Below are 13,132 nucleotides of genomic sequence, written 5' to 3' on the forward strand. Positions count from 1 at the left end.
TAGTCACCCTGTCGCGCCCTTCGCGCAGTCGTATCCACTCGACTAAATGCCGTATCAACCAGAACAGACGAGAATTCAGATGGATGACTTGTTAGCCCCCGTGCGCCAGTTTTTGCAGTGCGAGACCCCGGACGAGTGGGTGGCAATGGCGCGCGATGCCGCCCATCTGCCCACCCTGCTCATCGATCACGCCAACTGCGAGAACAAGGCTGCGCTCACTGCCCACAGCCTGGTGCGTCGCTACTGCCTGCCCAAGGGAAAACGTCATCTGCTGCCCAAGCTGGAATTCTATCGGGAGCTGGATGCCATCCCGGAGAAGGCCGAGATCCTGGGCAAGCGCAGTATGGGGGAGTCCGATCGCACCGTGTTTGAGGAGCTGGCACGCAACCCGCTGCTGTTTCCCATGGTGCGCCTCATTCAGGAGGAGCTGCACCACTTTGAGCAGGTACTGGCGCTGATGGCCGCGCGCAACATCCCCTATGGCCCCGTGACCGCCTCCCGCTACGCCCGCAACCTGATGCAGCATGTACGCACCCACGAGCCTGCAACCATAGTTGACAAGCTGATCATCGGTGCCTACATAGAGGCGCGCTCCTGCGAGCGCTTTGCCAAGCTGGCGCCCCATCTGGACGAGGAGCTGGGCCGTTTCTATGTCTCCCTGCTGCGTTCCGAGGCGCGCCACTATCAGGACTATCTGGCCCTGGCCGAGCAATATGCGGGTGAGGATATCAGCGAGCGGGTGGCGTATTTTGGCAAACTCGAAGCCGAGCTTGTCTGCTCGCCGGATCCGCAATTCAGGTTCCATAGCGGGCTGCCTGTCAGATCTGACAGTTGTTGATGTCAAGGGGGCTGCCTACCATGGCCATGTTCCTACTACGAGCGACGCATCATTTTTGAGCGCAATTCCCGGCCCCTGAGCCGGGATTTTTTTGCGCGTTTTCAAGCAGGTGAGCAGGGGAGAGTGCCGGTGCCAAGGCTGGCACCGGCCACGGGATCAGCGGCGGTATTCGTTGTTGTAGTTCTGGATCAGGCGGCGGGTCACCTCATGCTGGGGATCGGCGAACACCTTGAGGGTTTTGCCGCGCTCCACCACTCGTCCGTCGTGCATCACCAGTACCTCGTCACTGATGTGGCTGACCACCCCCAGATCGTTGGCTACCAGCACATAGCTCAGTCCCATGGTCTCCTGCATCTCCAGCAGCAGGTTGATGATCTGGGAGCGCACCGAGATGTCCAGGGTGGAGAGTGCCTCATCGGCTACCACTATCTTGGGGTTGAGAATGAGCGCGCGGGCCAGCGCCACCCGCTGCTGCTGACCGGCGGAGAGCATCTGGGGGTAGAAGAGGGCGTGATCCGGCAGCATGCCCACCATGCGCAGGGTCTGCACCACCTTGTCGTGTCGCTCCTCGTCACTCATTTCGGTGTTGAGCCGCAGCGGTGTCTCCAGGATCTGGCCGACCCGGATCTTGCGGTTGAGGGAGGAGTTGGGGTCCTGGAAGATCATACGCAGCAGCTTGCAGCGGGTCTGGTAGTCGCCATGCACCAAGGTCTGACCCTCGATGGCGATGTCGCCGCTGGTGGGCTCTATCATGCCGGCCAGGATCCGTGCCAGGGTACTCTTGCCGGAGCCAGCCTCACCGACGATGGCCAGCGTCTGGCCCACGTCCAGATCAAACGAGAGCGGCTTGATGGCTTCCACCGCCCGGCGGCGAAACAGGCCGGTGCGGTTTTGATAGGTCTTGCTAAGGCCTCTGACCTGCAACAGGGAGGGTTCAATCACAAGCTGTGCTCCTTGACGGGGGCGTTAACGAACATCATTTTTTCGGCTCCTCCATGTTCAGCGGGAAGTGGCAACTGAACTGGTGGCCCTTGATCTTGCTCATCAGCGGCGTCTGTACGCACTGCTTCTGGGCATAGGGACAACGGGGACCGAGTCGGCAACCTATGGGCAGATGCTGCAGCGGTGGAATGACACCGGGCAGGGTTTCGAGTCGCGACTTGTGGCGCACCAGCTTGTCAAAGTCGGGAATGGACTTGAGCAAGGCATCGGTATAGGGGTGGTGCGGGGTATCCAGGATCTGATCCCGGGTACCGACCTCCACCATCTGGCCGCAGTACATCACATTGATGGTGTCGGTCAGGTTGGCGATGGCGGCAATGTCGTTGCTGATGATGAGAATGGTGGTGTTGCCCAGCTTGTTCATCTTGTCCAGCAGCCGCAGGATCTGGGAGTGGGTGGTGGACTCCATGGCGCTGGTGGGCTCATCGGCTACCAGCAGGCGCGGCTTGTTGGCAATGGCCATGGCGATCATCACCTTCTGACACATGCCGTCAGAGAGCTCGTGGGGATAGGCGCGCATCACCTTGCGGTGATCCTTGACGCCGACCCTGTGCAGCAGCGCGATGGCTTTTTTCTTGCGCCACTGGAAGCGTTGCCAGAATTTCCCTTCAAACGAATCGGTCGGGATCGCCTCTTCCAGCTGGGCGCCAATCTCCCCGGACGGATCCAGGCAGCTGATGGGGTCCTGAAAAATCATGGCTATCTCGCGGCCCATGATCCGGCGCCGCTCCTTGGGGGCCATGGTCAGCAGATCCATGTCGTTGAAGCGCATCCGGTCGGCACGTACCGTCCAGTTGTCTTTCTGGATGCCGACGATCACTTTGGCAATCAGGCTCTTGCCGGAGCCGGATTCCCCCACCAGGCCGCGGATCTCCCCCTCGGTCAGGGTCAGGCTCACCTTGTCCACCGCCTTGACCTTGCCCTGTGGCGTGTCAATTTCGATGGTGAGGTTGCGAATATCGAGCAAGGGCATTAATCATTCCCCTCTTTGAGTGCTTCACGGATGCCTTCACCCACTAAATTGGTTACCAGCACGCTGAACAGTATGGCCATGCCCGGCAGGGTCACGGTCCAGGGGGCGAGATAGATGAGATCGCTCGAGTCGGCCAGCATGGCCCCCCACTCTGGCTGGGGAGACTGGGCACCGAGGCCGAGAAAACCCACCGCCGAGATATCGAGGATGGCGGCAGAGAGGGTGCGAGTGGTCTGGGCGACCAGGGTCTCCACTATGTTCGGCAGTACGGCCAGACGCATGATCCGAAACGGGGGCGAGCCGTCGAGGCGACTGGCGATGATGTACTCCTTTTGCATCTCGGTGTGAACGGCGTTGTAGGTCGCCCGGATAAAGGGGGGGATCAGCGCCAGCGTGATGGCAATCAGGGTGTTGAACAGGCCGGGCCCCAGGATGGCGACCATGATGATGGCCAGCAGCAGAGAGGGGATGGAGAGCAGGGTGTCGAGCAGGTGGTGCAGCACGCTCGATTTGAGCCCCTTGCTCATGCCGCCCAGGATGCCGATGGCCGTGCCGACCACCATGGCGATCAGCACTACCAGCAAGGCATTGCCGAAGGTGAAGCGCGCGCCCACCACCAGCCGGGAGAGGATGTCACGGCCCAGATCGTCTGTGCCAAGAAAGTAGTCTATGTTGCCGCTGTTGGCCCAGGAGGGTGCCAGCAGCAGGTGGGTACTGTGCTGCTCATCGATGCCATAGGGTACCAGGAAGGGGCCAATCAAGGTGATGAGCAGCAGGATCACGAAGCACCAGAGTGCCCCCATGGCCAGCGGATTGCGGCGATAGGAGGCCCAGGTCTGCTCCAGCGGGGAGAGGATCTTGAGCTCGGGGTAGAGGCTAGTTTTATCTTGCATGGGATATGGGGCTCCCGCTCATGCCATGAGCGCGTTCAGTCTTGTTTTGCATAGAGTTCTTTACGTCGTGCCGGATAGATGATGGTAGTGAGCAGCTCTGTGCTGACGCTGGTAAAGATAACGAAGCCAGCTACCACCAGGGTGGCGCCACGGATGGCGGCATAGTCCTGCAGGGCTATGCTGCTGATGAGCCAGCGACCGATCCCGTGCCACTCGAACACCACCTCCGTGATCATGGCGGAGGTAAGCACGCTGCCCAGTTGCAGACCCAGCAGCGGCAACACGGGTGGCAGGGCATTCTTGAGGCCATGGCGCCAGACAATCTGCCGGCGGGAGAGACCACGGCTCGCTGCCGCCTTGATGTAGTTCTGCTTCATCACGTCGATGAGGGAGCTGCGCACGTGGCGGATCACCTCTGTGGTGGGCACCACCGCAAGCACCAGCGAGGGCAGGATCAGGTGGCGCAGGGCATCGTGCAGTGCCGCCTGGCGCCAGGGTTCATGGCTCATCAGCACGTCGAACAGCGCTATGCCGGTGATGGAGGGCACGTCGTAGAGCAGGCTGATCTGGCCGGAGGCGGGCAACCAGCCGAGATCCAGCGAGAAGAACATCACCACCAGCAGCGCCAGCCAGAATACCGGCACCGCATAACCGATGAGACTGGCGGTCATGATGGAGAGATCCAGCGGCTTGCCTTGTGAGAGCGCCGCCAGGGTGCCCAGCGGAATGCCCACCAGCAGCGAGATGGCAAACGCCGTTGCACAGAGGATCAGGGTGGCCGGGAAGTAGTGGCCGATCTCGTCCAGCACAGGCAGGCCGGAGACGCTGGAGAGCCCCAGATCCCCGTCCAGAATCTTGTTCAGGAAGTCAGGATAGCCGCTCCAGAAGCTGGCTTGCAGGCCGATGAGCCGATAATCCAGCAGATAGGCGACGAAGGTCAGGGCCAGCAGGGTAATGAGCAGCAGACTGATGCGGCGCAAAATATAGAGAAACATGCTTACTCCCTGTGGGCTTGGTAGAAGACGGTGCCGCCAAAAGGCATCAGGGAGAGCCCCTCAATGTCGCTGCGACTGACCTGGGTGCGCAGGGCATGGGCCAGCGGGATGAGCGGCAACTGCTCGTTGAGCAGGGTCTGGGCGTAATAGTAGTTGCGCAACCGGAACGCCAGCTGGGGTGTGGTCACAGCGTCATCCAGCAGTTGATCGAAGGCTGGACTGCACCAGCGGCTGTAGTTGTTGCCACGCTCGACGGCGGTGCAGCTCAACAACTGGCGAAAGAAGTTGTCGGGGTCGGCGTTGTCGGCAATCCAGCCCGATAGCAGGCTGTCGTATTGGCCGTGGGCGAGGCGCGTTTCGATGACAGGCCACTCCTGCTGCACGATTTTCAGCTTGATGCCGACTTTGGCCAGATCGCTGCGCATCAGCTGGGCTGTCTTGAGGGCATCCGGGTTGTAGGGGCGCGAGCCCGGCTGTACCAGCACCTGCATCTCGAATCCGTGCTCAAGCCCGGCCTCCTTGAGCAGCTGACGTGATCGCTTCAAGTCTTGCTGACGCATCGGCAGAGAAGGATTGTAGCCCCAGGAGAGGGGAGGGAGCAGGCTGTTGGCCGGTTGTCCTGTCTCGAAGTAGACCGCTTGCAACAGGTTGTCGATATTGATGGCACTGGCGATGGCCTGACGTACCTGTACCTTGTTGAAGGGGGCCTTGCGGGTGTTGAGGGCCAGGAAGGCCACGTTCATGCCCGACTGTATGGACAGGCTCAGCTTCGGGTTCTGCTTGATCACCGACAACTGGCTGGCAACGGGGGTACTCATCACATCGCACTCGCCCGTCAGCAGCTTGGCCAGGCGCTTGGCGGATTTTGGCGTGATGTCATAGACCAGTTGTTCAATCTTGGCTTCGCCGCCCCAGTAGCCCGGGTGGCGCAGGTAACGCACATATTCGTTGTGGCGATACTCCTTGAAGCTGAACGGACCTGTCCCGACCGGTTGGGTGTCCAGCAGTGCGGGTGTGCCGGCGCGGCGCATCTGGTCGGCATATTCGGCGGAGAGCACTATGGCGTAGTCGCTGGCCAGCGTGGCGAGGAAGGAGGCATCCGGCCGATTCAGTTCAAACACCACCTGCAGCTGTCCCTTCTTGTAGACCCGCTTGATCAGTTGATCCAGCCCCAGGCTGTAGAAGTAGGGATACTCGCCCCCCGAAATGGCGTGATAGGGGTGCTGCTTGTCCAGCAGCCGCTGCCAGGTGAACAGCACATCGTCGGCATTCAGGTTGCGTGAGGGACTGAACCAGGGTGTGTGGTGAAAGGTGACGCCCTTGCGCAGAGTCAGGGTGTAGGAGAGACCATCGTCACTTACGTTCCAGCGAGTGGCAAGCCCCCCTTCCAGCGCCAGCGTGTTGGGGTTCACCTCCAGCAGACGGTCGTAGAGCGGGCGGGAGCTTGCATCCAGGGTCACCCCGGAGTTGGAGACCTGGGGATTGAAGGTCTGGGGCGAGCCTTCCGCACAGTAGATGAGTCCCGTCCTGGACGCGTCGTCTTGTTTCTGACAACCGGTAACCAGCACCAGCAATCCAAGCAGCAAGGGTTTGAGCATTCTCATTGTAGAACCATGTTTTTATACAAATGTGCCAGCATCGGGGCTGGCGAGTTGCAGGAGTCGGCCTGAACCGGGCTCCCTGTGGTTTCAATCCGCATCGTTATCACTGTCCAGCAGCGGGTATTTGCGCCGCATGCCACGGCACTGGTGATAGCGCAGGGCCAGCATTTCCTGTGGCGTCAATCCGCATCGTTATCACTGTCCAGTAGCTGGTATTTGCGCAGCATGCCACGGAACTGGTGATAACTCAGGGCCAGCAACTGGGCGGCTTTGCGCTGATTATACTGGGATTGCTGCATGGCTTGCTTGAGTAAATCAATTTCATACTCAGCCACCGCGTTTTTGAGATCCAGCGGCAGGCTCTGAGCGGCCGGGTTAGTCTGTGGCAGGCACTCACTGGCGATGTGCGTGGCAGGGGCGCCTTGCGCACGGGGGCGCCAGGGGGAATCGAACGGGTTGAGCACCAGATCCGAGAGCGGCAACTGGGGATTGCCCTGACGATAGATGCTGCGCTCCACCACGTTCTTGAGCTCCCGCACGTTGCCGGGCCAGGGGTAATCCAGCAGCAGCTGGGTCGCCTTGCGCGAAAATCCGGCAAACAGGGGATAACCCAGCTCCCGGGTCATGCCGTGGGCGAAGTGCTCCGCCAGCATCAGTATGTCCTCGCGCCGCTCCCGCAAGGGGGGCAGAGTGATGACATCAAAGGCAAGCCTGTCCAGCAAGTCGTGGCGAAAGTGCCCCTTGTCGGCCAATGCCGGCAGATCCTCGTTGGTGGCACATACCAGCCGTACATCCACCTTGAGGGCTTTGGCCCCACCCACTCGCTCGAATTCACCGTATTCGATGACCCGCAGCAGTTTTTCCTGTACCCGGGCGCTGGTGGTGGCCAGCTCGTCGAGGAACAGAGTGCCGCCATCGGCGCGCTCGAACCGGCCCTGATGGCGCTTGGCGGCGCCGGTGAAGGAGCCTGCCTCGTGGCCGAACAGCTCGGTTTCCAGCAGGCTCTCGCTCAAGGTGGCGCAGTTGATGGTGACAAAGCTTTGATCCCAACGCCCCGAGAGATAATGTAGGCGGTGGGCGATGAGCTCCTTGCCCGTTCCCCGTTCGCCGATGATCAGCACGGGTTTGCGCAGCGGTGCGAGGCGGGAGGCCTGCTCAATGATCTCGAGGAATGCGTTGGATTCCCCCAACAGGCTTTCCGTGGCCGTGCTCATAGTGATCCCTGTCAGTTGTAAAAGCTGGTCAATCTTACCAAAAGTTGGTGATTTTAATCATCACTTGCATGGGCTATCTTGAAACTCGACCCATAGGCCCATATAAATCAACAAGTTAAATTCCGTTCCAGATTGGCACACAAGTTGCCATTGTCAATGGAGAAACAACGTATGCCAACCACAGGAGTTCTATCATGAGTATTTTTTCCCGTCTGGCCGACATCATCAATTCGAACCTGACGTCCCTGCTCGACAAGGCAGAAGATCCACAGAAGATGGTGCGCCTGATCATCCAGGAGATGGAAGATGAACTGGTGAAGGAGCGCTCCAATCTGGCTCGCTTCCTCGCCAGCCAGAAAGAGATAGGCCGCCAGGTCAGTCGCCATCAGGAGCGAGTGAACGAGTGGCAGGGCAAGGCCGAGCTGGCGCTGGCCAAGGGGCGCGAAGATCTGGCGCGTGCCGCCCTCATCGAGAAGAAGAAGCAGAGCGAGCTGGCCGAGACCCTCTATCGCGAGCAGCAGGCAGTGGACAGCGGCATCGAGAAACTGGGTGACGAAATACGTCAGCTGGAAGCCAAGCTGGAAGATGCCCGCAGCCGTCAAAAAGCGATGGCGATCCGCACCGAAGCTGCCAGCAGCCGCCTCAATGTGCAGAGCCAGGTTGCCCGTGGCGACAGTCAGGCCGTGGTCAGCAAGTTCGAGCGCATGGAGCGTCGCATCGACGAGATGGAAGCCCGTGCCGATCTGGGACAATCGGACAAGGCCCTGGCCCAGCAGTTTGCCGAGCTGGAAGCCGACGATCAGATAAGCAAGGAGCTCGAGGCCATGCGTCAGAAGCTGGGCCAGGGCGACACCACACCAAAACAGGGAGAGTAACGGATGGAAGATCTGCTGGGCGTATTGATGGTTCCCATGGTGGTCTTCATGGTGGTGGTGGCCCCTATCTGGCTGGTGCTGCACTACAGAGCCAAGGGGCGGATCGGTACCGGTCTCGCCGATAGCGAACGGGAGCAACTGCAAGGCTTGCTGGCCCGCGCCGAGAAGATGCAGGAGCGGGTCGGCGCGCTGGAGTCCATTCTGGATGCGGAAGTCCCGGGCTGGAGGAACAAGGTATGAGTCCATCGAATCGTGAGGGGCGCAATCTCTATCGCGACCCCCAACAGGGCAAGATAGCCGGTGTGTGTGCCGGCCTTGCCGACTACTTCGGGGTGGAGACCTGGATCGTGCGGCTGCTGGCCATCAGCGGTCTCATCTTTGCAGGTTTCATCACCTTCACCGCCTACATAGCAGCCTGGTTTCTGCTCGATAAAAAGCCGGTCACTCTCTATCAAAACGAGGAGGGAGATTTTGCCGAGGTGCGCATGAAGGCGCGCAGCTGGCAGGCGGGGATCACGCCCCATCAGGCACTGGGTCGTATCGCGCAGGAGCTCGATACTCTGGAGCCCAGGCTGCAGCGCATCGAGAAGCTGGTGACTTCCAAGGAGTTCACCCTGCAACGGGAATTCAGCAAGCTGTGAATCCTTGACGGTTCGATGAGGCCTGCCGGACTCATCGAACCTGCATGACCAATCTGGTTGGCAGGTTCGGTGAGTGCAAGCGGGTCGTACGATCGAGAATAAATGGGACAAACGGGAGAACGGGATCCGCTTTGATACGCAACAAACTCGAACAAAAATGGTCGCTCTTGCAGCACAAGGCCACCGACGTGGTGAACCGGGTACGGGATCGCCACATACGACTGGCAGTGACGGGTCTTTCCCGCAGCGGCAAGACCGCCTTTATCACGGCGCTGGTCAACCAGCTTGAACATGCGGCCATTGATGGCCGCTTGCCGTTGTGGGATGCCCAGCGGCAGGGGCGGATCCTGGGCGCCCGTCGGGTGCCCCAGAAAAATGCCCACATTCCCACCTTTGCCTATGAGCGCGGGCTCGATGCCCTGTTCGGTGATCCCCCTGCCTGGCCCGAGCCTACCCGCGGGGTGGCCGAGGTACGCCTCGAGATCCGCTATCGCACCCGCCATCCCTTGCGCAAGCACTTGGGAGACATGTCCACCCTCTATGTGGATCTGGTGGACTATCCGGGGGAGTGGCTGCTCGACTTGCCGCTGCTTGAACTGAGTTATGAGCAGTGGAGCGAGCAGGTGCGTGACCAGCTGCGTCGCCCCGAGTTGCAGGCGCTGGCGACCGCGTGGCTGACAACCGCGTGGCAGGCCGGGCAGGCCTTCGAAGAGCGGCCTGTGGCGGAGCTTGCCGAGCGTTATACCGATTACCTCCATGCCTGCAAGCGCGAGCTTGGGCTGCACCTCATCCAACCCGGTCGCTTTGTGCTGCCGGGGGAGTATGCCGGTGCCCCCATGCTGCAGTTTGTGCCCTGGATGTGGGACAAACCTGCTGGCGAGCCCGCCGATGGCAGCCTCTATACCACCCTCAAGCAGCGTTTCGAGCAGTATAAGCAGCATCTGGTGCAGGGGTTTTATGAGCAGCACTTTGCCGGTTTCGATCGTCAGATAGTGCTGGTGGACTGCCTGCAACCCCTCAATGCCGGCGCCGCCAGCTTTGGTGACATGCAGCAGGCCATCGCCCGCATCATGGAGAGCTTTGCCTACGGCAAGAGCAACTGGTGGCGACGGCTCTTCTCGCCGCGCATCGACAAGCTGCTGTTTGTGGCGAGCAAGGCCGATCACGTCACCCCCGAGCAGCACGGCCCTCTGGTCTCTTTGCTCCAGCACCTGGTGCGCAGCGGCCGGGGTCAGGCACGTTTTGAGGGGATCACCACAGAGTGTCTGGCGCTGGCCGCCATCAAGGCGACCGAGGTGGGCAAGGGGGTGGCCAATGGCCGCGAGTTTCCCGCCATCCGCGGTACCAGTCTCTCGGGGGAGCCGTTATTGCTCTTCCCGGGGGAGGTGCCTGCCCATATCCCGCCCGCACAGTGGTGGAACAATCAGGGCTTTGATTTTCAGGCATTTCGCCCCTTGGCGATGAGCGCCCATCAGGCGCTGCCCCATATCCGGCTCGATGCTGCGCTGGAGTTTCTGCTCGGGGATCACCTCGAATAACCCAGGCTCTGTGGCAATGGATACAGATCAGGCATGGCTGCACAGCCGCGTGGAGGAACAAGCAAAAAGATGAACGATCAGACAAAACACAGGGCCGATGAGACGACGCCGTTGCAGGGCAAGGTGATCCTCGAGCCCAGCGTGTCGGTGGCGAGCGAAGAGTGCCCGCCTGCTCCGGCCCAGCTGCTGGAAGAGGCTAGCTTCGAGCGCCTTGACGAGCTCGATGATTTCACCGACGTGGAGCCCGCCCTCACCATCAAGCCGCGTCGTCGCCATCGGCTGCTCGGCTGGGGGTTGGGGGCGGTTGGCCTGCTCTCTTTGGGGCAATATGGCGTCTTTCTCTATGACCAGTTGCTCACTACACCGCTTTGGGGCAGCGCCTGGTTGCTGGCCTCCGGTCTGGTGGCCGTGGGCACAGCCGGCGTAGTGGGGCGCGAGTGGTTGCGGCTGCGCACCCTCAAGCGGCGCCAAGATGTGCGCTCGCGCGCCGACGATCTGCTGGCCCGTCAGGGCGTCGGGCAGGGGCAGGCTTTTTGCGAGGCGCTCGCCGAGAAGAGTGACGACAAGGGGCGCGAGGGGTATCAAAGCTGGCTGAGCCAGCTTGACGAGAGCCACAGCGATCGGGAAGTGCTGACCCTATACAGCCAATTGGTGCTCACCGAGCGTGACAAGCTGGCCCAGGCCCGGGTGGCCAAATGGTCGGGGGAGGCCGCCGTGCTGGTGGCCCTGAGCCCCCTTGCCACCGTCGACATGATGCTGATGCTGTGGCGCAACCTGCGGATGATCGAGGACATCGCCGACGTCTATGCCATCGAGCTCGGTTACTGGAGCCGCATCCGCCTCATTCGTCAGGTATTTCGCAACATGCTCTATGCCGGTGCCACCGAGCTGGTGACCGAGGTGGGGATGGACTTGCTGGGAGCCGAGCTGGCCGCCAAGCTCTCCGCCCGCGCCGCGCAAGGGGTGGGCGCGGGTCTGCTCACTGCCCGCCTTGGCCTGCGTACCATAGAGGCGTGCCGCCCGTTGCCCTGGTGTGGTGACGAGAAGCCCAAGCTCGGTGAGCTGCGCAAGCGGCTCATCGGTCAGCTGGCGGGGTATCTCAACAGGGGGTGACGGCCCGGGCCTCGATTGTGGTTGTCACAAATTGTTTACAATTTGCATCGATAGCCGACCCCGGGGTCGGCTGCTTTTTTGAGGGGCAAACCGTTACAGTGATCCTGTCAGTCAACGATGAGTCGCCGATGCTTGGATGTCCGGGCGTGCGCACAGGATGGAACCGCTCATGGCAAGTCTCTACACAGCACACCAGCCAGATCCCCTGGGTCTTGTCCATTACTCGAATGAGGAGCATGGCACCTGGCAAATCCTGATCGAGCGCCAGCTCGCAGCCCTTGCCGGCAAGGCCTGCGACGACTATCTGGCGGGGCTGGAATGCCTGAAGTTACCCCGTGATCGCATCCCCCAGCTGATGGATATCAATGCGGTGCTGCAACCCGCCACCGGCTGGTCGGTGGCTGCCGTGCCCGCGTTAATCTCGTTCGACCGTTTCTTTGCCCTGCTGGCCAATCGCCAGTTTCCGGTGGCTACCTTTATCCGGCGCCGGGATGAACTCGACTATTTGCAAGAGCCCGACATCTTCCACGAGATCTTCGGCCACTGCGCCATGCTGACCAATCCCGCCTTCGCCCACTTCACCCATGTCTATGGTCAGCTTGGCCTGCAGGCGAGCAAGGAGGATAGGGTCTTTCTAGCCCGGCTCTACTGGTTCACGGTGGAGTTCGGCCTGCTCAATACCCCTGCCGGGCTGAGAATTTACGGCGGCGGCATTCTCTCCTCCATCGGCGAGACCGCCTATGCCCTCGGTGGCCAGCCTGTGCTGCAACCCTTCGATCCCATAGAAGTGCTGCGCACCCCATACCGTATCGACATCATGCAGCCCACCTATTTTGTGCTGCCTGAGCTGGCGGCGCTCTACCGTTTGGCGGAGCAGGACATCATGGCCATGGTGGGGGAGGCGAGGCGCCTCGGCCTGCGCCCGCCACGCTTTGAGCCGGCGGCAGGCAAGCAGGCGAGCTGAACTCACCACGATTTTTCGTTATCTCATTCCCATTGATGAACAAGGAGAGACCCATGTCCGAACTGGCCAGCCAGCAGTGTGAAGCGTGCCACGCCGATGCCCCCAAGGTGAGCGAGCAGGAGCTGAGCGAACTGATGCACCTCATTCCCGACTGGCAGCCGCTGGTGGTGAAAGGAGAGCTGCAACTGAGGCGGGAATTTACTTTTCGCAACTTCAAGGAGGCGCTGGCGTTTACCAACCGTCTGGGTGAACTGGCGGAGGCTGAGTTTCATCACCCTGCGATCCTGACCGAATGGGGCAAGGTGACCGTCAGCTGGTGGACCCACAAGATAGGCGGATTACACCGCAACGACTTTATCATGGCGGCGCGTACCGATCAGTTGCTCAGCGATCCGCTGCACAAATAAGCCTCCCCCAGTGACTCGGGCCTGCCCGGCGAAAGCGGGGCAGGCCCGCATTTTTATGGGCCAGCGCTCGCACTGGCG

Annotated in this window: 14 protein-coding genes; 8 read left to right on the forward strand and 6 right to left on the reverse strand. The window is 60.9% G+C overall.

What is annotated here, in order from left to right; genetic code table 11:
- Window positions 1-79: 79 nt before the first annotated feature.
- Window positions 80-838, forward strand: a complete 759-nt coding sequence (gene miaE / locus AACX78_RS10930) for a tRNA isopentenyl-2-thiomethyl-A-37 hydroxylase MiaE (protein ID WP_159166204.1) — start codon at window positions 80-82, stop codon at window positions 836-838.
- Between the two features lie 156 nt (window positions 839-994).
- Here the strand turns inward: miaE and AACX78_RS10935 are convergent, their stop codons facing one another.
- The 6 genes from AACX78_RS10935 to pspF all read right to left on the reverse strand — a co-directional run bounded on the left by AACX78_RS10935 (window position 995) and on the right by pspF (window position 7,516).
- Window positions 995-1,780: a peptide ABC transporter ATP-binding protein gene (locus AACX78_RS10935; protein ID WP_005310752.1), complete on the reverse strand. Its 786-nt coding sequence runs from the start codon at window positions 1,778-1,780 to the stop codon at window positions 995-997.
- Window positions 1,781-1,814: 34 nt separating this feature from the next.
- Window positions 1,815-2,813 carry a peptide ABC transporter ATP-binding protein gene (locus AACX78_RS10940; RefSeq protein WP_017411679.1) on the reverse strand — a complete coding sequence of 333 codons (999 nt, stop codon included), beginning with the start codon at window positions 2,811-2,813 and terminating at the stop codon, window positions 1,815-1,817.
- The gene (locus AACX78_RS10945; RefSeq protein WP_099993628.1) at window positions 2,813-3,706 is read right to left on the reverse strand and encodes an ABC transporter permease subunit; all 894 of its coding nucleotides are present in this window, start codon (window positions 3,704-3,706) and stop codon (window positions 2,813-2,815) included. Before AACX78_RS10945 ends, AACX78_RS10940 begins: the two co-directional genes overlap by 1 nt.
- A gap of 35 nt (window positions 3,707-3,741) precedes the next feature.
- On the reverse strand, window positions 3,742-4,701 hold the full coding sequence (locus AACX78_RS10950) for an ABC transporter permease (protein WP_021139605.1): 960 nt from the start codon (window positions 4,699-4,701) through the stop codon (window positions 3,742-3,744).
- 2 nt (window positions 4,702-4,703) lie between these two features.
- Complete coding sequence (gene sapA / locus AACX78_RS10955; protein WP_201302941.1) at window positions 4,704-6,299, reverse strand: ABC transporter substrate-binding protein SapA; 1,596 nt, start codon at window positions 6,297-6,299, stop codon at window positions 4,704-4,706.
- Window positions 6,300-6,481: 182 nt separating this feature from the next.
- A complete protein-coding gene (gene pspF / locus AACX78_RS10960) occupies window positions 6,482-7,516 on the reverse strand; it encodes a phage shock protein operon transcriptional activator (protein ID WP_159166205.1) in 1,035 nt (344 codons plus the stop codon).
- A 194-nt stretch (window positions 7,517-7,710) separates the two neighbouring features.
- Here pspF and pspA point away from each other — a divergent pair, with 194 nt between their 5' ends.
- The 7 genes from pspA to AACX78_RS10995 all read left to right on the forward strand — a co-directional run bounded on the left by pspA (window position 7,711) and on the right by AACX78_RS10995 (window position 13,054).
- Window positions 7,711-8,391: a phage shock protein PspA gene (gene pspA, locus AACX78_RS10965; protein ID WP_005310762.1), complete on the forward strand. Its 681-nt coding sequence runs from the start codon at window positions 7,711-7,713 to the stop codon at window positions 8,389-8,391.
- Window positions 8,392-8,394: 3 nt separating this feature from the next.
- Window positions 8,395-8,631 carry an envelope stress response membrane protein PspB gene (gene pspB / locus AACX78_RS10970; RefSeq protein ID WP_005310764.1) on the forward strand — a complete coding sequence of 79 codons (237 nt, stop codon included), beginning with the start codon at window positions 8,395-8,397 and terminating at the stop codon, window positions 8,629-8,631.
- Window positions 8,628-9,032, forward strand: a complete 405-nt coding sequence (pspC, locus tag AACX78_RS10975) for an envelope stress response membrane protein PspC (RefSeq protein ID WP_005310766.1) — start codon at window positions 8,628-8,630, stop codon at window positions 9,030-9,032. The genes pspB and pspC overlap by 4 nt, the downstream gene beginning before the upstream one ends.
- Before the next feature lie 131 nt (window positions 9,033-9,163).
- A complete protein-coding gene (locus tag AACX78_RS10980; protein ID WP_159166206.1) occupies window positions 9,164-10,570 on the forward strand; it encodes a YcjX family protein in 1,407 nt (468 codons plus the stop codon).
- A 69-nt stretch (window positions 10,571-10,639) separates the two neighbouring features.
- Window positions 10,640-11,683 (forward strand): YcjF family protein, encoded by a 1,044-nt coding sequence (locus AACX78_RS10985; RefSeq protein WP_159166207.1) that lies wholly within the window; start codon window positions 10,640-10,642, stop codon window positions 11,681-11,683.
- Window positions 11,684-11,852: 169 nt separating this feature from the next.
- Window positions 11,853-12,647 (forward strand): phenylalanine 4-monooxygenase, encoded by a 795-nt coding sequence (phhA, locus tag AACX78_RS10990; RefSeq protein WP_159166208.1) that lies wholly within the window; start codon window positions 11,853-11,855, stop codon window positions 12,645-12,647.
- 53 nt (window positions 12,648-12,700) lie between these two features.
- Window positions 12,701-13,054, forward strand: coding sequence for a 4a-hydroxytetrahydrobiopterin dehydratase (locus tag AACX78_RS10995; protein ID WP_021139597.1), 354 nt, complete (start codon window positions 12,701-12,703; stop codon window positions 13,052-13,054).
- Window positions 13,055-13,132: the final 78 nt, after the last annotated feature.

Source organism: Aeromonas sp. 9A (assembly GCF_963900955.1).
GTDB lineage: Bacteria > Pseudomonadota > Gammaproteobacteria > Enterobacterales > Aeromonadaceae > Aeromonas > Aeromonas salmonicida.